The 22,435-nt window shown below is 45.1% G+C and carries 27 protein-coding genes and 1 tRNA gene; 2 read left to right on the top strand and 26 right to left on the bottom strand.

Annotated features, from left to right (window positions below):
- The first annotated feature begins 60 nt into the window (after positions 1-60).
- Together ADN00_RS19190 and ADN00_RS19185 are read left to right on the top strand one after the other, a co-directional pair.
- Positions 61-136: transfer RNA gene (locus tag ADN00_RS19190), tRNA-Pro, on the top strand.
- 136 nt (positions 137-272) lie between these two features.
- Positions 273-1,202 (top strand): tyrosine-type recombinase/integrase, encoded by a 930-nt coding sequence (locus ADN00_RS19185; protein ID WP_075064613.1) that lies wholly within the window; start codon positions 273-275, stop codon positions 1,200-1,202.
- Here ADN00_RS19185 and ADN00_RS19180 read toward each other — a convergent pair.
- The 26 genes from ADN00_RS19180 to ADN00_RS19060 form a co-directional block, all read right to left on the bottom strand.
- Positions 1,197-1,568 carry a hypothetical protein gene (locus ADN00_RS19180; RefSeq protein ID WP_075064612.1) on the bottom strand — a complete coding sequence of 124 codons (372 nt, stop codon included), beginning with the start codon at positions 1,566-1,568 and terminating at the stop codon, positions 1,197-1,199. The genes ADN00_RS19185 and ADN00_RS19180 overlap by 6 nt on opposite strands.
- A 9-nt stretch (positions 1,569-1,577) precedes the next feature.
- A complete protein-coding gene (locus tag ADN00_RS19925) occupies positions 1,578-2,204 on the bottom strand; it encodes a hypothetical protein (protein WP_152966429.1) in 627 nt (208 codons plus the stop codon).
- Entirely contained in the window at positions 2,204-3,043 is an 840-nt protein-coding gene (locus ADN00_RS19920; protein ID WP_152966428.1) for a hypothetical protein, read from the bottom strand. The genes ADN00_RS19925 and ADN00_RS19920 overlap by 1 nt, the downstream gene beginning before the upstream one ends.
- Entirely contained in the window at positions 3,040-4,155 is a 1,116-nt protein-coding gene (locus ADN00_RS19170) for a Gp37-like protein (protein ID WP_075064610.1), read from the bottom strand. Before ADN00_RS19170 ends, ADN00_RS19920 begins: the two co-directional genes overlap by 4 nt.
- A 6-nt stretch (positions 4,156-4,161) precedes the next feature.
- Complete coding sequence (locus ADN00_RS19165; protein ID WP_075064609.1) at positions 4,162-5,010, bottom strand: phage distal tail protein; 849 nt, start codon at positions 5,008-5,010, stop codon at positions 4,162-4,164.
- A complete protein-coding gene (locus tag ADN00_RS19160) occupies positions 5,003-7,897 on the bottom strand; it encodes a phage tail tape measure protein (protein ID WP_075064608.1) in 2,895 nt (964 codons plus the stop codon). The genes ADN00_RS19165 and ADN00_RS19160 overlap by 8 nt, the downstream gene beginning before the upstream one ends.
- A 167-nt stretch (positions 7,898-8,064) precedes the next feature.
- Positions 8,065-8,454 (bottom strand): hypothetical protein, encoded by a 390-nt coding sequence (locus ADN00_RS19155; RefSeq protein WP_075064607.1) that lies wholly within the window; start codon positions 8,452-8,454, stop codon positions 8,065-8,067.
- Positions 8,455-8,462: 8 nt separating this feature from the next.
- A complete protein-coding gene (locus ADN00_RS19150; RefSeq protein WP_075064606.1) occupies positions 8,463-9,449 on the bottom strand; it encodes a hypothetical protein in 987 nt (328 codons plus the stop codon).
- Between the two features lie 10 nt (positions 9,450-9,459).
- Positions 9,460-9,852, bottom strand: coding sequence for a hypothetical protein (locus tag ADN00_RS19145; protein ID WP_075064605.1), 393 nt, complete (start codon positions 9,850-9,852; stop codon positions 9,460-9,462).
- On the bottom strand, positions 9,830-10,033 hold the full coding sequence (locus ADN00_RS19140; protein WP_075064604.1) for a hypothetical protein: 204 nt from the start codon (positions 10,031-10,033) through the stop codon (positions 9,830-9,832). Before ADN00_RS19140 ends, ADN00_RS19145 begins: the two co-directional genes overlap by 23 nt.
- Complete coding sequence (locus ADN00_RS19135) at positions 10,030-10,449, bottom strand: HK97-gp10 family putative phage morphogenesis protein (protein WP_075064603.1); 420 nt, start codon at positions 10,447-10,449, stop codon at positions 10,030-10,032. The genes ADN00_RS19140 and ADN00_RS19135 overlap by 4 nt, the downstream gene beginning before the upstream one ends.
- Positions 10,446-10,802, bottom strand: a complete 357-nt coding sequence (locus ADN00_RS19130) for a phage head completion protein (protein ID WP_075064602.1) — start codon at positions 10,800-10,802, stop codon at positions 10,446-10,448. Before ADN00_RS19130 ends, ADN00_RS19135 begins: the two co-directional genes overlap by 4 nt.
- On the bottom strand, positions 10,792-11,163 hold the full coding sequence (locus tag ADN00_RS19125; RefSeq protein WP_075064601.1) for a hypothetical protein: 372 nt from the start codon (positions 11,161-11,163) through the stop codon (positions 10,792-10,794). Before ADN00_RS19125 ends, ADN00_RS19130 begins: the two co-directional genes overlap by 11 nt.
- 28 nt (positions 11,164-11,191) lie before the next feature.
- The gene (locus ADN00_RS19120) at positions 11,192-12,193 is read right to left on the bottom strand and encodes a phage major capsid protein (protein WP_075064600.1); all 1,002 of its coding nucleotides are present in this window, start codon (positions 12,191-12,193) and stop codon (positions 11,192-11,194) included.
- A gap of 21 nt (positions 12,194-12,214) precedes the next feature.
- The gene (locus ADN00_RS19115; RefSeq protein WP_075064599.1) at positions 12,215-12,751 is read right to left on the bottom strand and encodes a hypothetical protein; all 537 of its coding nucleotides are present in this window, start codon (positions 12,749-12,751) and stop codon (positions 12,215-12,217) included.
- A gap of 53 nt (positions 12,752-12,804) precedes the next feature.
- Positions 12,805-13,716, bottom strand: a complete 912-nt coding sequence (locus ADN00_RS19110; RefSeq protein ID WP_075064598.1) for a GH25 family lysozyme — start codon at positions 13,714-13,716, stop codon at positions 12,805-12,807.
- Positions 13,716-14,078: a hypothetical protein gene (locus tag ADN00_RS19105; RefSeq protein WP_075064597.1), complete on the bottom strand. Its 363-nt coding sequence runs from the start codon at positions 14,076-14,078 to the stop codon at positions 13,716-13,718. Before ADN00_RS19105 ends, ADN00_RS19110 begins: the two co-directional genes overlap by 1 nt.
- Before the next feature lie 16 nt (positions 14,079-14,094).
- Positions 14,095-14,478: a phage holin, LLH family gene (locus ADN00_RS19100; RefSeq protein ID WP_075064596.1), complete on the bottom strand. Its 384-nt coding sequence runs from the start codon at positions 14,476-14,478 to the stop codon at positions 14,095-14,097.
- 103 nt (positions 14,479-14,581) lie between these two features.
- Entirely contained in the window at positions 14,582-14,914 is a 333-nt protein-coding gene (locus ADN00_RS19095; protein ID WP_152966427.1) for a hypothetical protein, read from the bottom strand.
- Positions 14,907-15,149: a hypothetical protein gene (locus ADN00_RS19090; protein ID WP_075064594.1), complete on the bottom strand. Its 243-nt coding sequence runs from the start codon at positions 15,147-15,149 to the stop codon at positions 14,907-14,909. The genes ADN00_RS19095 and ADN00_RS19090 overlap by 8 nt, the downstream gene beginning before the upstream one ends.
- On the bottom strand, positions 15,122-17,773 hold the full coding sequence (locus ADN00_RS19085) for a phage minor head protein (protein WP_075064593.1): 2,652 nt from the start codon (positions 17,771-17,773) through the stop codon (positions 15,122-15,124). Before ADN00_RS19085 ends, ADN00_RS19090 begins: the two co-directional genes overlap by 28 nt.
- Before the next feature lie 15 nt (positions 17,774-17,788).
- Positions 17,789-19,087 (bottom strand): phage portal protein, encoded by a 1,299-nt coding sequence (locus ADN00_RS19080; RefSeq protein ID WP_075064592.1) that lies wholly within the window; start codon positions 19,085-19,087, stop codon positions 17,789-17,791.
- Complete coding sequence (terL, locus tag ADN00_RS19075; RefSeq protein WP_201781225.1) at positions 19,084-20,484, bottom strand: phage terminase large subunit; 1,401 nt, start codon at positions 20,482-20,484, stop codon at positions 19,084-19,086. Before terL ends, ADN00_RS19080 begins: the two co-directional genes overlap by 4 nt.
- Positions 20,465-20,983, bottom strand: a complete 519-nt coding sequence (locus ADN00_RS19070) for a terminase small subunit (RefSeq protein WP_075064590.1) — start codon at positions 20,981-20,983, stop codon at positions 20,465-20,467. The genes terL and ADN00_RS19070 overlap by 20 nt, the downstream gene beginning before the upstream one ends.
- Before the next feature lie 105 nt (positions 20,984-21,088).
- Complete coding sequence (locus ADN00_RS19065) at positions 21,089-21,316, bottom strand: vacuolar protein sorting-associated family 26 protein (RefSeq protein WP_075064589.1); 228 nt, start codon at positions 21,314-21,316, stop codon at positions 21,089-21,091.
- Between the two features lie 22 nt (positions 21,317-21,338).
- Complete coding sequence (locus ADN00_RS19060; protein ID WP_075064588.1) at positions 21,339-22,331, bottom strand: bifunctional DNA primase/polymerase; 993 nt, start codon at positions 22,329-22,331, stop codon at positions 21,339-21,341.
- Between the last annotated feature and the right edge of the window lie 104 nt (positions 22,332-22,435).

The raw sequence follows: 22,435 nt of genomic DNA, 5'->3' as shown, positions 1-22,435 counted from the left end.
AAAAAGGGTTGTCAAATCCACTGGATGAAGCTATAATAGCCAGCGTTCAAACGAATATGTCGGGGCGTGGCGCAGTCCGGTTTAGCGCGCTTGCATGGGGTGCAAGAGGCCGGAGGTTCGAATCCTCTCGCCCCGACCTTACAAGACCACAGACCTCTTACAGTCAATGAAAAAGCCTGTAAGAGGTCTGTGGTTTTATGATTCAAAAAATCGCTTATTACCAGAGACCCATAACATTTTAGCCCCAAAAGGGTCTGAGATTGGAGGTCAAAATGGAGTTATCGAAAGCCATTAAGGGATTTGAGATCTTCTTGCGTGCAGAAGGGTATGCCATTTCAACCGTTGAGCTCTATTCATACTGCTTGAATAATCTAGTCAAAGCTATTGGGGATATTGAATTAGGTGAAATGAACCGCAATCAATTAAGATTCTTTCTGATAGGTTTACAGGATCAAAATCTTTCTCCCTCCACAATCGAAAATCATTGGAAAGCAATTCGCACATTCAATCGCTGGATGAATACTGATCTGCAACTTCCTAGAGTAGACAATGACCTGGCCCGGCCAAAATATAAGCCTGCAGAAATCACTCCGTTTTCTGAAGGAGAGATCCGGAAATTATTAAATGCTTGCAGCCGCACAAGTCTGGCAGTAACAAAAAACAGAAAGAAATTTACAATGCCACGGCCAACTTCTCAACGAGATCAAGCTATTATTCTTATGCTTCTCGATACCGGCCTTAGAGTTTCAGAGCTCGCGAGGCTAAGTATTCAAGACATCAACCTTGAGAATGGAGAAGTGTTTGTTAAACCTTTCAGCACTGGTAGAAAAACAAAATCCAGAGTGGTATTCCTTGGAAATTCATCTCTAAAAGCAGTTTGGAAATATCTTTCTACTCGAAAAGATGCAAAGCCAACTGACCCGGTTTTCTTATCTTCAACCGGTGTGCCTATGAATAAAAACTCCATACGCCATTTTTTGGTGAATATTGGAAAGAGAGCAGGTGTAAAAAACGTGCACCCGCATCGATTCAGGCACACGTTTGCGATACAGTATTTAAGAAATTCTGGAGATATTTTCACTCTTCAAAGAATGCTTGGACACAGTTCACTTTCAATGGTCCAGCATTACCTGGCAATTGCAGACTTTGATGTAAAAGCTGCTCACCAGCGAGCATCTCCTGCAGATAACTGGCGATTATAAATTACTCAACACTCCCCAAAGTGAAGTTCTGATCGTGTAATCCAAGGCGCCATTTTCATTGAAATTGGAAAATGCCAGGCTTCCATCAAGATCCTCTTCACAATCAACCGTGCTGATATATTCATCCCAGGAGGCCAATACGTTTGCCCAGCGCCGAGCCTGATTATCTAGATCATTAAGTGTGACTTTTGCGTACATTTGCTGTTGAGTTTTCTGCTCTTCACTCTGAAATTGACCGCTCTTCACGGTCCAAGTTAGTTTTTCGCGAACCGCTTTCACCAAAGCAATTTTGATGACGCCCAGGAATTCTCCATTCTGAGATAGTTGGCTGAGTTTTTCATACTCAGAACCTAATAGTTTTGCCATTTTTATCTCCTAAACAATCCAAATAGGTTGAAAATTGCCGGCCGGCACGGGAAGAAATTCGAGTCCAAAAAGGTATTCTTCATAAACATAGGTAGTCCATGTGTAAGGTCCCACCCCTTTCTTATACACAGCACCACCTTCATAACTGGTACCAGTCAGGTGAGAGAGAACTGTTTGGCTAGCAGTTGCCAGGTTGTTGGTGCCAGAGTTTTGTTTGTAGAATTCTAGAAATAGAAGTCCTGCAGCCAAAGTCGGATTGAAAGAAAGGTTTCCGGGGTTAGGCAATACGCTCGTGTATTGACTAGCAGCATTTGTATTCCATCCTATCGTTTCCCAAACGCCAAGAATGATACCCCGATTTTCACCAGTTCCGTTGACTTCAACCAGGTAATCGCCCGGCGTAAGGTCTTTTCGGGCATAAACACCAAACCCAACATTATTCGCGGAGTAATAATGGATTGTGGTCGGTGTGACGCTTCCAATCCTTACATAGTTTAATGCACCCAATCCACTTTTGTTAAAGAGAAATAGAAGAAGGCAAGCTGGCGTCTTACCTGTCGGTACGTTTACAGTCAAAGACCATGTGCCAGTCGTACCTGATGAGCGTGTATCAAGAAGAACAATATCAATTGCCATTAGTTTTTAATCCCGCGAATTGAAAGCATTAGTTTTTTAATATTAGTAACTGATTCAGGAAAGAATGAAATCCAATCACCCGCATTCAGTAACTTTGTCCATGCAGCAATATTTGGAGTAGCAATGGTAGAACTCGAAATTACCGCTTTTGAACCACCACAAATAGAAGCCCATGATCCACCCAAACTGGAAGCCTTCCTAATATCAATTGTGATTGATCCAGCTACATCAGACCAAAGTCTAACACTCTGAATTGTGCAAGAAAATGGTATTTCTACCCAGCCCAGATAAGAGTTTATGGGAACAGGCAAGACCCCATCTCCCAAGGCCACGGTCAACCCAAAATACTTGATGGATTCTAGTTCAGATTTGATTTCTTCCACAGACCTCGACAGAACACGTTCATCTATAATATCTCCTGAATTAACGGTGTTTGTTCCACCACTTACAGTGATTTTGGCTAAAGGAATTTCCCATATTGATGAAGTTTGAGACAAATCAGAAGCAGTTGGGCTGGCGGCTGGAGTACCTTCAAGCACCAGGAAATCAATGCTGTTCAAAGTCCAATCCAGCCTTAGTACAACTCTATCAATTCGAGTCAAAGTTGGATCTGCTGAAGAAATTGACAAGACTTCTTCAGAATCGGATTCAAAAAAATGACCCTGCAGCCAAGCTCGACCTGATTTTACTTTTACCTGCATTCCTGTGCTATCTGCATAAACTTCAAGTTCATTCAAGACTCCAGAAATCACCCCGGAATCTCGCCAATATCGCGCCATACTGGACCAGTCAGATTCATACAATGGCACTCCATCAAAAGGGAAGAAACGCTTAGTCATACTATCACCTCCAGGTGATCAACTCGCCGGCGAATATCTCGCATCCGTTCAAAAAGCCCACTCATAAAATTGACCGCGCCCATACCAGGTGTACCTACTACTGGAATGATTGTTTCACCATTTTTCTGATCTACTTTGACATGAATTTCCCGGATTGCCTGCTCAATCCGTTGCCCATCAATCATCACAGTAACTAGATCTCCAATATTCCAATGATCAAACGCTTTCAATCCTTCTAATTCAGCAACTCTAAATTGCAGTGAAAATCGTTCGGAGTTTTTTACAAGTTCCTCAGTTAATGTTTGATGAATTTCATCTTCCTGATCCGTATCTCGGCGATCTCGAAAACTTTCTATTCTGCCAAACTGATTAACACTCTGATTCCAAGAAACCTCTCGCACAATTCTAGAAGTTAATTCACCTGATGCACCACAAATGACCGCATTAGCTTTCGCAGATTCAAGGGTGTAATCAAATTCAAGCATCGTACCAAGACCAAGTGAAAAGACAACCTCACCTCGTTTATCCGATGGTAAAAACACTTCAAAAACTCGATTTCTCACCTGAAAACCCAATTCTGTACCACTTTGAAGAACGGTTTCCTGTAATAGCTCAAGAAGATTCTGAAACCGTCCGTTTCTTTCAACATAATTCCCCCTCGCCAAATCCACCTGGATGCTCAGTATTTGGCGGGTTGGTAGCGCTCCTGGCCCAAGATTATTAGTAACAAAATGTTTTAAAACTGTTTCCAGCGGACCTGATGCAGAATCATGCGCCTGGCTTATAAAATTTCCATCTGGTGCCGGATAGACTATGCGGTCTGAAAGAAACGCATTTTCGTCAGGCCCGCCTACCATCAGCTCATTCCTTGAGTCATCTTGATTTCTTTCAAAATGTCTTACTAGACCTGTTATCAGGTGACTTCCATTTCTTCGAACTTCAATTCCGCCCTTCCATGTGATGAGATTCGAGAATTCGCTTTCAGCCGGCAGTGTCAACAAAAACTTTCCAATATCATTAAACCGAATAACAAGATCTAATCGAGTAAAACCATCAATCTGCCCCACTCTTTGACCAGTATTATCAAGAACAAATAATTCATAATTAGCCATAATCACCTACGCAGCCAGGAAACGTTCAACATAATGAACTATCACCTTGCTAGACTCATTGGTATTGCTCAATTCAATTTGCACCTGGTTTTCGCCTCTTTGTAACGGCCATAAAACGGACTCGGGGCTAAGTCTAAAAAATTGATTACTGCCATCACCCTTTTTTACTGCCTTGTATCCCAGTCGAGTATCAATCTCTAAAGTGTCCTCTTGATTAAGCGTGATACCAACTTCCAATTCCTGATTAGTTGTGAAGTTAACTACTTTTAAATTTTCGCCTGGACCATACACTGTCCACACAGGCCAGCACTCCGTATCGCCCTGATTTTCCAAGCTGCGTGAAGAAAACACTGCTGAATTTGATAACACTAAAGGAAAGATTGGAAAGAATGGGGCAGCACCGCCTGAAACGAAAGTGGCCGCACGTTCATTTACGGATTGCCAAAAAGGTTTCCAAGCCCGAAAAACCAATACTACTTCTCGCCAGGAAAAACCTGTATCTTCATCTTCAAGGCCACGGACATAGCGGCAAATTAGTTCTCTTTGCTTACCATCCGCAGAAGTTACTCGCAGCCGGCCATTTCCCAATTTGGGATTCATTACTCTGGAAAGACTTCTTATTTTCTCCCTTAGCAATGATCTACTAGAACACTTCACCAGTAAATGTAGTTGAACATCCCTACCGGCCGCTTTCACCATTCGGACTTCACCACCATCTGAGGTAGGGAAATCATCAGTCACAAATTTAAATTCAGGCATATCCAGGCCGGCGCATCCCTCAAGAACAAATAGATCCTGACAATTATGCAAATCGGTAGAACCACCAGAAGGATCTATCCAGACCACATCAAGCATGTAGAACCTCCAGGCGTTTCAATTCGCGCACAAGATGAACTGCGGTTGCTTCCCCGTCTCCACCCTGAATTGTGATGTTATATTGATTTCCACTACTTCTACCACCTGCAAGGGCTTCTCTGGCTTCCTGATTGCTTAAAATTCGGCCATTGATTGCGGGGAAAAAGGGCTCTGGACCTCGCTCGCCAACAATGTATGGACGCCCCGCAAATACTGAGCCGCCAATAGCTTCGCCTGATGGTTGAGGTATTGAAGGAATAGATCCTGACTGGTGAATATTGACAAAGATATCAATTGTATTTTTATCAGCCCAGTCTTTCAGGTTTTTTGCAGCAGTATGGATAGCGCCAACCTTTCCTGCTGCTTTTTCTGCTGCATCGCGAATTGAATCGAAGTGAGCCGCAATTTTTTCTGTCAATCCGGGCATTGTCTTCGTTGCCAATGTGCTCAAGTCCTGTGTGACCGGTTGAATAAACTGAGTTTGAACATTGTTGGCTGAATTTTGAATCGTGGTATCCAACGCTTCAAAGCTCTTACCAGTATTGTTGACATGACCAATCCCTTCAGATTCCAAAGAAGCCAGGTTGGTTGTAATATTCTGTACGCCAGTTTCAAGCCCACCAATGCTTTCAAGAAATGGTTGAACCTGGTCAGGAGATATTGCAAATTTTTGAAGGAATGCATCTATATCGATAGAGCCATCAGCGGCGTCTGCCCGGAAATAATTAATGGCGTCTCTTGCTTTTTCAATCGGAATGATTCCACCTTCTATTGCAGCATTAACAATGCCCCAGTTATCTGCTGCCACAATTGAAGCATCATTCATCAAGCCAAATTGTTTTCCCAATTCTTGATATTTAACTGTAAGGGCACCAGTAGGATCCCCGGTTTCTTCGATCTTCGTTTTCAGCGAATCAAGGGCCATTCTGGCATAATCTGCACCCGAAGCATTCTTCAATTCTTCCTGCAAACTTAATTGAGCTGAAATCAATTCACCGGTTTTCTGATTAGCTTCACCAAGCTCATCATTATATCCACTGAATTGGTCAGTAGTTTGCCTTGTTGTTTCACCCAAAGCCTCAACAATAGCGCGGTAATCTTCATTCAGTCCAAGCCCAGCCTCAATCTGCAGGGCTGAAGCACCGACCTCTCTAGCTTTCTTCCATTCACTTTCAGCCAGACGCTCATTGGCCAAGCCAGCCATACTCATTGCTGAAGCATACTCAGTATATGAGGAAGAACTGAGTAAAATCGCCTCAGATGCCTGTTTGGATGCGTCAATAAGGCCAACCTGGTTTTTGATAAACATCCGTGCAACTGGATTGGCTTCATCAAGTGTTTGTTGAACTCGCTGTTGAGCAGCTCGGTATTCATTGGCAATTTCAACTGCACTTTTTCCAGAATCAATTTGTTTTTGGAAGAAATCTGACCATGCAGATTCTGTCGCCTCTTTTCCAGACGCCACTACATCTGCAATCAATTTCTTGTAAGCAATTCCAACAGCTGCAATTGCAGCAATTGCCGGTAGAGCAGCAGCTACAAATCCCCCAAAGCTCATGGTTGCCACTTCAGCCACTGTACCGGCTCCAACTGCCATGGCTTGAAATCCAAAAACCACCTGAGATAATAAACCAGGTAAATTGCTCAACGTGGTCATTAAGAAACCTGCACCACTGGCCATTTGACCAAACACGATTAACATTGGTCCAGCCGCAGCTGCAGCAGCCAAAAACCCAACAATAATCTTTTGAGTAGATTCATCCAATTCACTAAAAGTATTAATTGTTTCTGTAATTGAACCAGTCAGGTTGATGATATCTTCTCGAAAAGGCTCTATTGCTGCCAGCATTGCTGTTTCGCCAGCACTGCGTAAGTTCTCAAAAGCTCCACTTAATCCATTCATTTGAGCCGCTGCCAGATTAGCAGCAGCGCCTTGTTTGGATACTGCTGATCGCATTGTAATAAAGGCGTCTGCACCACTCATCAAAACCACATTAGCAGCCCTAACAGCATCACTTCCAAATATCGTAGCAAGCGCAGCATTGCGCTGTTCTTGTGTAAGGCCAGACAAGCTGGTAGCAAATTGCCCAATTATCTTTTCCATGGGCAACATACTGCCTTGAGAATCATAAATATTGATCCCTAGATCTTTCATCAAATTTGCTGCTTTTGCTGTAGGAGCTTGCAGGCTCAACATCATTTGCTTCAGGCTGGTCCCTGCATCACTTCCTTTGATACCAGCATTTGCCATTTCAGCAATCAAGGTTGTAAGATCTTCAATATGAACACCCGCTGCTGAGTACACAGCGCTTGCCATCTGCAAAGCATCTGCCATATCTTCAATTTCAGCACTACTGGCATTAGCCCCTGCAGCTAGTAAATCGGCAACCTTTACAGCCTGATTTCCTTCTAGGCGAAATGCATTCAACGCATTGCTGGTGATCTCTGCCGCTCTTGCATTGCTGATTTGGCCGGCAGCGCTCATCTGTAGTACTCCTTTGGAAGCAGATAACACATTGTTGATAGCCATACCACTTTTTGCCAATTCCAACATTGCTTCTGCTGCATCAGCCGCACTTGTGCCCGGGAGAGTCAGATCAGCCCCCAACTCTTTAGCCTTCTGCTGGAGTAATCCCATCTCTTCCGCGGTTGCCCCACTGGTTTCCCGCAACACACCCATGGCTCGGTCATAATTTTCAGTTAAGTTGAGAGCCTGGCGCCCGGCAATTCCCAGGGGCAAAGTGAAAGTAGCCGTAAGCTCTGCTCCTGCTCGCTTTGCTCTGGCGCCGACATCCAGTAAACTCTGTCCAGCTTTTTCCATGCCGGTCAGAGCCTGATCTATGTTGGCTCCAATTTCAACTAACAATTTTGCAACGGTAATCGCCATGCTTTCACCTAAAATCAGGCAGAGACTACTTCACTATTTATTTTTCGGTCTTGTTGTAGTCTCTGCCTCAATCATTGCCGCATTCATTTCCAAAGCCCAATCCATGAAACAGGTTGGTTGTTTCATCAACTCCCATGGTGGCACATGCATGATTTGCGCAGCCCGCATCAGAAGGAACCAGTTCGGACGCTGTCCGATTTCGCCCCTCGACGCGAGCCACCGCCTGAGTTTTTTCGGTCTTCATCTCCGGCGCGATTGTCTTTGTTTATTTCCTGGGTAATTAAAGTCAATAGCGCAACCGGAAATTTCCTTATATTTTCAAAGGTGGTCTCTATTGGCTTGTTGTTTTCATCTACCACATCCCAGTTGATCAAGATGTGAGAAAGCATCTGAGCAAGACCATTTCCCGGCCGATTGCTTTCCATCAAAGATTGCATTTGATCTTCCACAAGCGGTGTATAAGCCTTGGGCCTATAAGTAACACTCAATTCTTCGTCACCGACCATGATGGTGATTGTCCGTTCTTCTTGGACAAGATCAGAAATTCGAATACTCATAGTTTCTCCTACAGAGTTGAAATGGAATTGGTCACAGATAACTGAGTTGCTTTATTCCATGCACTATCCTGAATCGCGGTAAACGTCCATTCAATGGCATAAAGACCATCAGCATCCTCAAATTCTCCAGGTTCCTCCACCTGCACCGCGGTATCAATAACCAATTCATAAGGCACACCTGCAGCGATCTCATCTCCAACCGCTTCAATCCGGAGAAATTTGGTGGAACCACCTCGCATGGTATTCAATAAAGCCATACCTTCAGCATCGGCTTCCATTTTCAACTTCAATTGTGGTTTTGGTTCGGTTTCAACTACAGCGCCAAACGAATTCAAATTTCGATTCATTGGCCAAATCGCCCCAAAACGATCTGACATTGAATAAGAACAGGATAGAACACGCTGAAGTGGGTCTGCCGCGTCAAGACCTGCAAATGTATCTGACAGGTATATACAAATATGTGTTGGCAGCACAGGTACAAGGTCAATAGCTGAAGGCGCTGCTGTCATTATGACATTGTCTTCAAGCGCTTGAGCCAATGTGCCACCCTCAACCGTAGCTTCATCACGGCTGAAATTCAAAGTCAGGTCTTTTACCAAACCGTATGTAGATCGCTGGCTCCGAACACTTCCACCTTGTTCAATCGTAAAGGTAACAAAGTTATCTGCCTGGTTTGCTTTTGGTGAAAACAACCAAGTAAAAGATCCATCAAGATTATCTGTTGGCTGACCAGCATCAAGACCGAAAATTGAAGCAAAGAGATACACAATCTCGGTATATGTTAATTGGCCGCTGAGACTGTGTTCCACCCATTCTTTTCCAAGCGCAGTAATTGTTGGAAACTTACTACCAGCCGGCCTGAATTTCTTGATATCCGTTTTCATCGCCGTGGAAAGACCAACGGACTGCAACTTACGGTTCGCCGATACGGCTACACCATGGTTGGCTTCCACACCAATTTGCACAGTTTGAAAAATACTAGATCGTTCTGCCATCTTTGGCTCCTTAACTTAGGTAAAACCGGTACAAACCTCCCAAGTGGGGGTATCTGATTCCATCTTCTACTTCAACCATGGAAAATGGTTGCTCTCGTAAACAGGCAATGCTTCCTTCATTCTGCGTGGTAAGAAGACTATCAATGCGGTCAGCCACCAATTTGAGATCCTCAATTCCACAATTCTTTCCAATGACTCTTATCAGGTAAAGAGCATTCACATAAATTCGTCTGGCACCTACACCGTTAAGATCAAACCCGCCTTGGTACTGGAACGATACAAATGGGTATTCAGCATTTTGATCAGCTGGGTGAGCATACACTCCTTTACTCAGCTGACTCAGAGCTGAATCGGCTGAAAGAATTTCAAAAATCCAGCGTTCAATCTGGTTGATTTCCGCCATCTATACCTTCTTCCCTGGAGTGTAAAAGAAGAATTTCGAATTCAAGCTTGGCTACCTTCGCTGCATAATTGCCCAACATTTCATGAAGAACTGCATTTTCGGCGCTCAAAGCACTAATTTGCTCTTCCAGAATGTGTTCATTTTGTTTCTGAGCCTGCTCCCTATTTAAGAATGTGCTCATTTCAATGATTCCTCGATTTTCTTCAAGGCAGATAAATATATCGGTCGCATCCTGTCAGCTGCTGGCTTCATGAAAGGACGGGCTGCCATCTTCCGTGTTCCAAATTCCAGCCCCACCGCATACTCGGTATTCGTGAACACCACTCCTCTTGGACCATTGGCCTGCATTGACACCTCGGATTGAATTGAGTTTGCCAGATTCCCGCTATCAACAGCCGGTGGTTCCCCTGGCGCGCTAGCGTGATGGGTTTTTTTTCCGCGGGAGTAGAGCCGACCACTTTTGGGGCCTTCCATGCTTTCTTTGGAGATTTTTTCAATCTCCTGGGTGGTCTTCTTTACAACCGCCTCAGTTGCAACCGGGAATTGGGCTGCGATCTTTGGAAAGCGGTTGTAAACCACTCGATAACCTGGTTTCATCTGACCTCTTTACAAATAACGCGTCTCGCTGTCTCCAAGCTTCTCTGAATAACGCCCACCACTTCAAAAATCCTTTCACCAATATGGATCTGATCAGTTTCAGAAACCACTGTTCCAGCAGGCATCGTGATGACATAAGGCTGAGAATTGGAAACCTTTTCCGCTAATACTCTTTCAACAGGGTCTCTGCCTACTGGACCAATCCGCCCTCCCGTAGTCACTGTAATTGCCCAGTCGCTCTTTTTCCCTCCTGCTCCATCAGAGATGAAAACTTGATGGTAAATTTCACAGGTTTCTGGAAAGCTTGCATTAATATCAATCTGAATCTGAGATAACTCTTCTTCAGTCAACATCTTCTACCTCAGGTCGCGGGGCCATCTGAAGACGAATTGTGGAAGGACTTCGGCGAGCGCTGAAATATCTTGCCTGCGCTATGGCTTGTTGATACGCCTGGCTGCGACTGAAATTGGATCCATCCGCCGAGAAATCAAAATTACATGCCAGGGCAGCCGCTTTTTCAGACCAAATTTCAGCGGCAGCAGCATTTAGATCAAATGAAGGTTCCCAATCAGCATACTCCGGAAAAACCCCGGAAGGATCCTGAGAAGGATGACTTTCAATAACTTCAATCAAGACCACATCCGAATATACATCTTGAGTGGGTTCTGCGATCATACGTCTGAAACGGGGAATCAAATCTGCTGCTGCCGCCATATCAATCTCCCTCAACCAACGAACCAGATTACGGTACCAATGCACTGAAGGGGAATCGGGTTGCAACATCCTGATTAACAGCATTAATGGGATTTGGCAAGGCAACGCCAAGACGCATCACAGCCCGCAAAGCTACCATATCCTGCTGGGCCAGGTTGTAAATGATCGTCCCGGTATTATCTTGGATGACCGCTTCAGTCAGGATTTTGTAGGTAACATCAGTGCGGATTGAATAAACTAACTGATTCCAATCGCCACTAACTTGCAACAAAGAATCAGCGGGGATTGCTCCATTTTTCGGAAAAAGGATTGGCGTACCATCCAATTCATAACGGCCACTTTCTTGCATTGACCGCACGAAGATGGGTTCACCAGCCGGCACCATTGAATCCACACCATTGAACACTTTCGCTCGAACACCGCGGAGTTTTGCTTTCATGGTCAGGGAAGCAACATGGCCATTAACTTCATATCCATCTTCTTCCACAAAAGAAAGTAAACCACCTTCTCCCAGAATCACATCAAACATATCCTTACCAGCAGCCAGTTGAGTTGACAGGTCTACAACATGGCTGGCATCAGTGCAACCATCCAATAGACCAGAATGGTTACCCATATCAATTACCCAGGCAGCAGGAATATTCGTTCCTAACACTACAGCGGCGTCAAATGCCCGGCCAAAAGCCTCAACAATCCGGGGTTTTACTTCGCCCCAGATGTCGTAGTCCTCATCTTCCAAAACCGCTTCAGGAATGGGAACGATGACCGCCATTTCTTCCGCAGTAACGTATTTATTTGTCCAAGCGGCTTCAGAAGTCTGTTTGAGACCAGTGTCACCATTTACAAAGTAAGCGCTGATGAGAGCGTCAAGCACAGGCATTTTGCGCTGCTTTCGGCTCATATTTGGCAACTTCCGTGCCAGTTGCATTACTGAAGAGCTGGTGGGGACTTCTTGAATAATCTCGCGTGAGACCTCTTCAGGGATTAGCGCTTCAGCATCGGTTCGATTGATAATTGAGTTGTAAGGCATCTCTTTTTCTCCTGGTTACATTTACTTTCTGCCGGCAGCAGCACGGATGAATTGATTCATCCCTTTTTTCGGCAGTCCAATCTTTTCATTACCTTCTCCCGCATTTCCAGGGGGAGGTTCATTCTCTCCAAACAATTCTGGATAAGCTTCCTGCAATTTCTTGAAGTCCACTTTATCCCCATCAAATATTCCATCTGCCATGGCTAATTTGTATGCAGCCACAACATTACGAACCCCAGCGCCAGGCGCTTTCTCATAAAATGTAGCCCGCCGCGTAGCTTCAGCCAGTTTATCTGCCATCTCAGTCAGTTTTTTTTCTGCTTCACTACCTTTCCCAGCCTGAACCGCCAGCTCTCTCAGCTGCCGCTCGGCATCTTTTCTGCTGGTGCGCTCGCTTTCCAAAGCAGATTTCAGGTTCGCAACATGGCTTTCATACAACCCCTTAACAGATGAATCTTGTTTTTCCAACCAGGCATCAAACGTCTCATTATCCTCCTGAGTGTTTCCACCACTTTTGCCATCATCGGCATCGAAGTCAAAAATGCGTTTTGAAAGCATCTCGCTTTAACTCCTTTGGTCCATCTCAGACCACCTTGATACTCAGTATCCGGTCACGCATCTCGCATGTATCGGTAACCTTGAAATTGTTGGGCCATCCATCCTTCCATCTGTACTTTTATCCAGATATCTTCTCCCAATATTTGTCGATCAAGTACTACAACCTCAGTATCTTGAAATGCTTGCCCAATGATTGTTGATTGTTCTTTTCCTGGGATCGTACGCAGGTTCAAAGATCTAACATTCACACACATTTTTTGAATTTTCGGTTCTTCTACTATTGGCTCTTCATCACATTGAAGGTCAAAGAATTTACAGAACTCCGCTTTGTTACCTCTAAAGTAATTCATATCGATGTCTTTGGATTCAGCCCCAAACTGGCGACCCCAGGCCGGCGTGCCCCACTGCCAGAAGGTCCATTGCGACCAGGGCTTGGGGGCTGCCGGCACCATCGTGGAATAGAACGCCAGCCACAACAAATATCGCGCCCAATAGGAATCTGTGCTGCCGAATTCCTTCCAGAAGGAAATACCGGTATAGATGGCGTCCTTCGGGCGGCGATCCAGCAGATCAAACAGGCGCTTCTGCTCTTCCATGAAGTCATAAAGTGTGTCCAGCATTTTGGACCTGCCGGGCGCGTTGGTGCGCTTTTCGTAGTCGCACACGGCCAGCAGTTCGGGCGGATCATTTTTCAACGCGCCGTAAAAGGTGCGCGCCTGCTCTTTGCCGGTCTTATCCCAATCCAGAAAGTGATATGCCTTACGCGGGATGCCCTTCAACCTGGCGTTATGCCAGTTGTAGACAAAGTCCTGATCAATCCACGTGGACTGTGAAACCTTGATACCCACAAACGTGGCGCCGGCCTGGCGCATGATGTCAAAATCCACCATCTGGGCAGTGCTGTTGTCATCCTGCCAGACGGAGATGTCCGGGCCAAACACATAGGGCAGTTGTGGGTAAACCATTACGCGATTCCTTTGAGAATCTGGGTGACCAACCAGCCAATGACTGCAGCGCCCAGAATGCCCAGCAGCCAGACCAGCAGGGTATTGGCCTGCTCCAATTTGGTGATGAGGTTGTTCATCGCGTCCAGGCGCGCGTCCTGCTCTTTGATCTGGGTGGAGTGTTCATCAATCTTGCGCCAGGCGGCATCCAGGCGCTGCTGGACCACCGGCTGGCAGGCGGCTTCGCGGTTTTCCACTTCGCGCACGCGCACGTCGAAATCGCGGATCATGCGCTTGATTTCGTCGAATCCTTTTTCCATGCTTTCTTTGAGTGCATTGATCTGCGTTTGCATGCTATAGTTTTGGCCAGCGGTGGGCGGCATCACAGCACCTTTTGGCTTATTCGCTTACTTCGGTCAGCGTTGAAACCGGCAGGACTTTGTACTTGTTGATTTCATCCCAAACGGCCTGTTCTACTGCAGCATCAATCAAATCAAGATCTATATGCCACCCTTTTGCGGCAAGCCACTTTTCAGCGATATTGATGGCGTAGTTTTTCTTATCTGTGATTAACCCGGCCGCCCCTGCCTGTTCAGCTGCTTGAACAACACCTTTGGCAACCCACATCAATTCCTGGTACACATCAGGACGGGCAGATTTTAATTCAGCCAGGCCTTTCGATACCTGCACGATCAACCAGCTTGCTAATGCTGCTGCGAGGATTGGCAAGAGATATAAAAGCAGCTGCTGGACAAACTCAGATAGAAATGCTTCAAATTTCATTCCTCACCTCTTTCAAATGGGTTAAACCAAAAAACCCGGCAGCCCTCAAATTGAGAGTGCCGGGCGGATTCCGGTTAAAATACCGCATATTCAATTATTTAAATTATAGCACATTATCTATTTTTTTCACCAAAGTATTAATCGTTTTATTCCTGCTTTCAAGAACTATATTTTTCGACTTCAGTGCAACAGACAACTCATTCACCTTCCTGTGCAGATGGCGGTAATCCTTGCATACCCGTGACAGGTCATCCATTGGGCAGGGTTCAATTTCCCATTCACTGCCATCACCGCAGAATGCAAATTTACCTTCAAATTCTCGTTCCACTTGCCTGATTGCATCCTCTGGCGTTTCACCCACTTCATACATCCACAATCCAGAGATTGCCGGCAATCGCAAACGGAAAACGCGTTTCATGACATCCATTTCACTCATACCAGGTCAACTTCAACTTTTCAGCAATCGGTTTTACAGCCGCAAATTTCTGTAAAATGGTGGCCTCTTCAGTTTGAGAAAATCTCTCTCGAATATCTTGAAACCAGAAAATGATGTTATTCCAATCGGACATAAACATAGATAATTGATCAGGGTTGCTGGCTAAATCTTCTTCAGCCTCAGCCAACTCATCAATTTGATCGCAAATTATTTCAAAATCCGATTTCGCAGCCATACAATACTCTCTCTTCCCTCAAATACTTGACGACTCAAATTCTGAGGTTGAAATCCCGTTGTCCAATATCCATATTGTACCTTGTATTCGACAAGAATAAAATCTTTTCCTCTCAATCCTTGCCACTCCCGACTCTCGCGGATAAACCCAATCTGCCAGGCGTCATTATATTTGGACACAAATATATCTGAAGCCGGGTCAAGAATAACCTCCCGCAAGCTTCGTTTGTAATCCTTCAGTGTCGTGCCATCCGGCCATTCCTGATTGACAACAACATGTTTGAGATAATGCCCAACATCAGTTGGTATTCTGTCGTCAGTTCCCAGCCATTTTCCATTCCAAAACTGCCCCCGAATAGGCATTCTGACCCGCATCATCTCAGTTGAACTGAACCCAGCATTCGCCACATGCCGCACCACTCGATCCAATTCTCCAGGCGTCAACTTCCGCAGCCCAATCCCTGCAATATGAACCAGATCATCCACTGTATAATTCCCCGCCCGCTGCGCCATCCCCATCCGCGCCAGCCGGGTATACTCTTTTGCCTTTTCCCCAATCAAATCCTGCAGCGACCGCTCATACCGGTGCGTCCCCCACTCCCTTGACCGCTTTCTACCAACAATATCACTCAGTGTAAACTGGCCATCCTTCCATGCCGCGTACTTCGCTGGTCCGAAAATCTTGATTTGCTTCTCTGCCGGCAGTTTTTCAAAAAGCGCTGTGCCTGATTTAATCTCGGGATTAGTATCTGGAATATCCGACAGGTCAATCCCGTATCTTTTGCCAATTTCTGCCCAAGTCGCGGTTTTAGGTATCATTGTGCAATTATGTGTTATAACACCATTAGCGATGTACCATCCTACCGGAGTTTGAAGGTTATAAACATGCCCACTAAAGCGAGTGATACTGATTTCCAGAACGCGGTCAAGGCTTACATTTCTGGTTATAGCGCGCAGAATGCTGCTGCCATATTCCACACTTCTGAACAACGCTTGAGAGATTTTCTCAAGGCTCATAACTTGTTCAGAGACAAAAGCACTCGTTATCGTGTCATCGGGGAAAAAGCCGGTAAAACCAGGAGAGATAAACTCAACATTCCTGAAGACGAAATTATCCGACGATACTTGTCTGGAGAATCTGAGAATTCCCTCGCTAAATCCTTCGGCATATCGCGAAGTGCAGTCAGAGCTAGACTGATTGCTAATAATGTCAGCCTCAGAAACCAAACCGAGGCGAATAAACTGCTTTCCCAAAATATTCCTATTGAAGAACACCGTAAAAGGATCAAAATCGCCCAAGACGCTGTACGAGGTAGAATTGTCCCACTTGAAGAAAAACTCAGACGGGCAATGACTAGAGAAAAAAGGTCTATTGGACAATCCCCTGCAGAAATACTCCTCAAAAAATGGCTCAGCAAAAGAGGTCTTGCTACAAATTCCCAAAAAGCGGTTGGTATATATAACGTGGATATTGGAGCCTACCCCGTCGCCGTGGAAATCTTTGGGGGAGGTTGGCATCGTGATAAGCCTAGTCAAATTGAGAGAGCCAGGTATATTCTCAACAGCGGTTGGCACTTGATAGTCATCTGGACACATGCCAGAAGATCGCCACTCGTCCCCGCTGTAGCAGACTACATTGTCGCCTTCTACAATAGAGTCTGCAGCAACCCATCCGCGACTCGTGAGTATAGGGTGATTCGGGGTGACGGACAGGAACTTTCCAGAGGAAGTTTGGATAGTGACAATATCACCTTCGTAGTATCTGGATACGAAGGCGGTAGCAATGGGACCAGAAACAACTGTTCCGGGAGTTAAACACCTGCCGTTCGGGTGATCATCAAGTCTCTCATCTAAACTGTGTTCTGTTCCATCCATTGCCCAGCAGCATGCACAGGTTCTTGTGTTCCTGGCACTTCGCCAAATCCATCCAGCCACCACATCTTCATTTTCTTTGTAAGTTAACCGGCTGGCTTCACGATAAGAGCGAAGCACTTCCGTTCTGGCTATAGTCAATGCGCGCGCTAAATTCCCCCCCAAACCTTTTCGAATATTAATGGCAATTTGAGCAGGACTCAATCCCAATGCCAGACCTTGGATAAGGCCTTCTTCCACAATCTTGCCACCGTCGTTTGGGAGCCCATCGAATAATTCTTTCAATGGCGATCCATCCTGCATGAATCCAATTAATTCCTTTATTGATTGAGCTGGCAAACGATTAAACACCAAACGCACTTCACCAGGAAGAATAGCTGGTCCTTGAAGGGGCAATCCTAGTCTAGCTCGTATAAGCTTCTCAGCATGCTCTTGAGCGCTTTTTACCGCTGCCTCTTGCTCAGATATCACTTTATCTTCTGCGTACTTTGCAAACCTTGCTAGTTCAGATTCAACCTGCTTTCGAAGCAACTTCAATCTTCCAAGCTGCTGCAGCCAGGCTTGATCAGTTGCTATTCCTGCCGCCTGGTTTGCGTAATAATTCTGGCCAATTTCTCTGATCTGAGTATTAATTTCCTTCCAGATATTTCCATAAACTCGGACCATCTCGCTGGCGGCTGCACGCTCAGAATTTAACAATGCCTTCCGAAACCGGTCACTTGTAATGAAAAGATCGCCTTCATAATCTGCCATGATTGCCTACACGAACTACTTGCCTTTATCAAATGCGCTCAGTATCCGCTCACCAAGCCCTTCAACATCCGCTTCAGCTTCTTGAAGCATTTGATCAATTTCAACCTGAGGCCAGCCAGACCGGCGGCACACAGTAATCAAGGGAATCCCAGATTGCCTATCAAGCAATCGAATCTCCGCTTGCGTTCTGGGTTGTACCGTCTCTACCGGATCCCACACCGGGGTTATTTCCATCGGGTTTACATTGATTCCCTTCAACTCCAACAAGAAAGAGCCAAGCCGGCGCCAGACTGAACTAAATTTTTCAATCCGGTCCTGAGCTTTCTTATTAAGTGGCGCTTCTTGAGCAATCAAAGCCTCACCACTTGGATCTCCACCCTGGTGATAGAAATAGTGCTTTGGAGTCCGGGTTATTCGCCCCATATCGCCAGCGAGCTTATCAATAGCTTCAATATAATTCTGCAATGGAGTAGCTCCGAATTCTCCCACCTCGGTTCCCTGCCCGGTGCCATCTGACCCTGGAATACTCCACACTTCATTTGGCGCATTTTTTAATCTTGAAACATCCACCTGACTGATTACATATCGCTGTTTGAATGCACCAAACTCTGCAGCTACCATCATGTCATTTAACAGCTTGTTCACGCCCCTTTGCAATGGAATGACGCTGGTTAAATCACTCTTTCGACCGCGCCGTTCTAACCTGAAATGAAAAACGGGAATTTTTCCATAAGGATTTTTAGCACTTGGGGTTTCCATAGCCTTGAAAGATTTGTGACTTGACACTTGATCCGCCTTCTGAGTACTGGCGTAGTATTCAAGCCGATCTGGATAATACAATGTCAATCGATAGTATCCATCATCATCCACCCACATCTTTGCCGCCATGCGTAATTCTCGTGGATTATCACTATGGTAAAAACTGTGACACAATCTCGGATCGTTATAGTAAGCCTTAGGCATTTTTTTCTCATCCGGCCAGGCGATCATAAATGCCTCGCCAGTCACCAACGCTGATTCATGGACCTCATCCGCTTCTAAATTCAGCTCATTCAGAGTCCAAATCTTATTCATTGCATTCTGGTGCGCTTTTGGAACATTTAACCCCGTAAGGTTAATCCTTTCTTTCACAGCATCAATAACAACCGCACACCAGTTATCCATAAATTCAATATCCAAACCCTGGAAGATTTCTCGCAAGCGGTACGTTAAATAAACCAACGGCTGTTGGCCATCGTAATAATTAAACTTTTCAGTGTGGTCTTTCTGTTTCTCGATAATCGATTCAAATGCAAGCTTTAAATCAGCGTTCATCCCTGGTAACTCCTCGCTATTCTCAAAATGGGTCGTGATAAATCATCAAAAGCGCCACTGGTGCTGTCCATTATGTCATCGTGAGGCAAATCGGGTTGCCCATGCATGTGAGAAAGAAACATTTCATTCCATGGTCCTTCAAGCAAATACACATTTCCAGCTTCAGCTTGGGCAGCAAGTGGTTTTGCTCTAACCAGCTTGTCTCCTGTTGATGGGATACCATGGGCATCGATCCCGACAAGCAATTTCGTGAGCCGGAAAGATTCCCGTTTTCCAGCACTACCCGGCTCCTGTTCCCAACGGCTCAAGTACTGCCGTTTCTCTTCCCTAAATCGGACCGCGTCCTGACGTGTAAGATTCATGAAATACTTGTCAACCTCAGCTGGCCCCATTTGAGCTGCAGTCACATCCAGAATATAGAAGCTGCCATCTTGAGAACGTAACATCAAGCACGAAGCCGTGTAGTCAGGGTCGTCATTAACAAGCTCTTTTGCAGTCGCGGCAAAATCCCATCGTCTCACAACAATTCCACCTGCCGGCACTTCTTTGACCAATTTGAACCATGTGCGGTTGAAGAACTTACCTGCTGTGGGTTTTACTTTCCAATTCCCCCCACGCATGGGATCTCCCAACAATCTTTCACGGTCAATATAACTCAACGCTTTTAATTTGGCTAAATAACCAGGATCTTTCGCCAGCAGAATCTTATTATTGAAAACACTGGCAGGAATAAATGTCACACTCAGGGGATCTACGTCGTCACCATAATTCTCAATCAGTTCTTCTCGAGAATCCCCCCAGACAACCATCTGTCCATCAGGTTGGATAAACCAACGGATTTTTCCTGCTCTAGAAAGATCTGCATATCCATCTTCAGCAATCCACCAGGACAGGAAATTTGCTAAAAATGAATCGGGGTCCGGATTACATGTTGCCCGAATATACGGCCGAACGCCACATACTGACCGATTACGACTGAGCATATAAAAGAACATCTTTTGAGTGAAGTGTTCTAGCTGGTCATATCCTATCAAGGCAATTTGAGACCCCTGGTAATTCATCAGATCTTTCTCAAACTGCAGATGACCAAAACTAATTTTTGAACCATTTGGAAATTTCCAATATAAATCCCCTTTTACTGGTTTGGCTCCTAAGAGGGGATAAATCTTTTCACTTTCATCCCAAAGACCACCTTCATTTGTAATCTCCGGGTAAGTCCGACGGAATATCACCGCTCCATATCCCTGCCGCCTATGATGCCGGGCAGCTTCAATCAACAACCCCCAGGTCTTCCCCCCCCCGGCAGAACCACCATAAATTGTAATATCTGCTGGGGATGATAAGAACATTTCCTGCGGGCCAGGCTGCGGCCGGATTTCAATTCTGATCTGGTTCATCATCTCTACCATTATCAGGAATATAAAAATGCACATTGGCGGCAGGCATATTTAAATCCACGCCATCTGTAAATAGCTTGAGCGCTCTTCCCAATTGGATCAAAGCAGCCTGAGCATCATGAAATTCCACCACCGGCCTTCCCTTAATCCAGGTCAAGCGCTTAACCAGGTGCCCGCGACTGCGAAAAACCTCCCAGTTAATATCTTTCATCTGGAGTTCACCCTGAGGATTCTCTTCAAAATTGAAAAACTCAGCAGCATTCAGTTTTGCCTGCTCAGCCAACCGCGCCAGAACTTCGTCCGCTTCCATGGCAGCAGTCTTTATCCGCTCTTTAAGTGCAGCTTCAATTTCTGGGTGAGTTAGCAAACGTGGGCCCTGAGTCAATGGATGCTTATACCCAGCTCTCCGCGCAGCTTCGGTGGCATTCCAGGTTTGAAGGTAACTCTCAAGAAACATCCTTTGTTTTGAGTTAAGCCGATACTCAGTATTCTTTTTCATGTACAAGCCTAATTAACAAAAAACCGGCACTGCGTTGAATTACGCAATGTGCCGGGCGGATCCAGCTTTATACCGCATTTGTTTTAAAATATTATATACCAGTCGTCAACTATCTCTCAATTTAATGACGTGCTCCACCAGCTGAGACAACATTCTTTCGGAGATTGACCAATGAAATTCAGCACCACATTCAAGACATACCCCACGCATAACATTCACTGCGATGCCATTTACCTTCAACCATTCTCTGTTTTCGATGATCACTACATCGCCCACTACATGCTGACATTTCGGGCAATAGATCTTCTTTTTAGTTCCGATAAATGATGCCATAAATATCTCCTGTCCGAACAATTCATAACAACCGCGAAAGGCTAAAAATGGATTCAACGTTGCTGATTCCATTCAACCGCGCATAAAGATTGATCACATCCAATGGCTTTGGTGTACAAGCGGCGAAACAGCCGCATATTTGTCTTGCCCGATCAATCCAAAATGAGGGATGATTGTCCTGATGGAATGGACACATGCTGCGATACCAGCGGCCATTGCCACTGGTTTTTTCTGCGTTTGGGAAGAAACTAAGAATATCAAATTTTTCTCTAATTTGATCGACTAATGCCCTCTCCGGATCAGGACCACGGTTGACCGTTTCCCAAAGATCATCTGATGGTTGTGGTACCTGAGCTCTTCCAGGCAATATCACCACATCCTCTGGTAACTCAGTATGTTTTTCTAGCAGTTTTGCAGGCAAAATATCTGAAAGCGCATCCACTAAAATGATTTGTGCTTTTTCATCAACAGCTTGATATTGTATTCCTGTGGGATGAATGGAAGGCGGAGCTAAAACGTACCCACCTGCCGCTTTGATATCAATACCATCAAATTTTCTATTCAACTCAGTATGAGGTAATCTGACATAAACATGAATCCCCCGGGCTGTTCTAACCTGATAAGTTGATTCAGATGCATACCTGGTAAATCCGCCCTTTCTGGTAGTCCATACACGCCATTGAGAAAATGCAGCTGCATTATCAAAATCCAATACAACAAGACCGCGCCAACCGGTTATAATTGCCATATTGCGTAATCGAGAAGGAAACCAGGTTTTTATTTCATTCTCTGTTGGCAGTCGTTTTTGAAACGGTTCCCAAACAGGCTTGCCCTTTTCATCTCGCGGCAATAGACTACCATCTGGTTTCTTATCCCGAAACCGAATCGGAATGACTGCTATGCCTTTTTTACGCCAATATAAAGCGGATTCTAATATTTCCATTCTCAGCTCGCTTTCAATACCCAAAAAACCGATTTTGTTCCAACCTGTTCCAACTGTTCCGACTTTTTTCATTAAATTGATTTGTTAATAATTAAGTCGTTTCAGTGTTTGTTGGTTTTTAGGTTGGAACGGTTGGAACAACCGGTTAAGTGATCATTTTTACGAATAGCTTTCTT

This window comes from Ornatilinea apprima (genome assembly GCF_001306115.1).
GTDB classification, from domain to species: domain Bacteria; phylum Chloroflexota; class Anaerolineae; order Anaerolineales; family Anaerolineaceae; genus Ornatilinea; species Ornatilinea apprima.
This window is presented reverse-complemented; position numbering and strand designations above follow the sequence as displayed.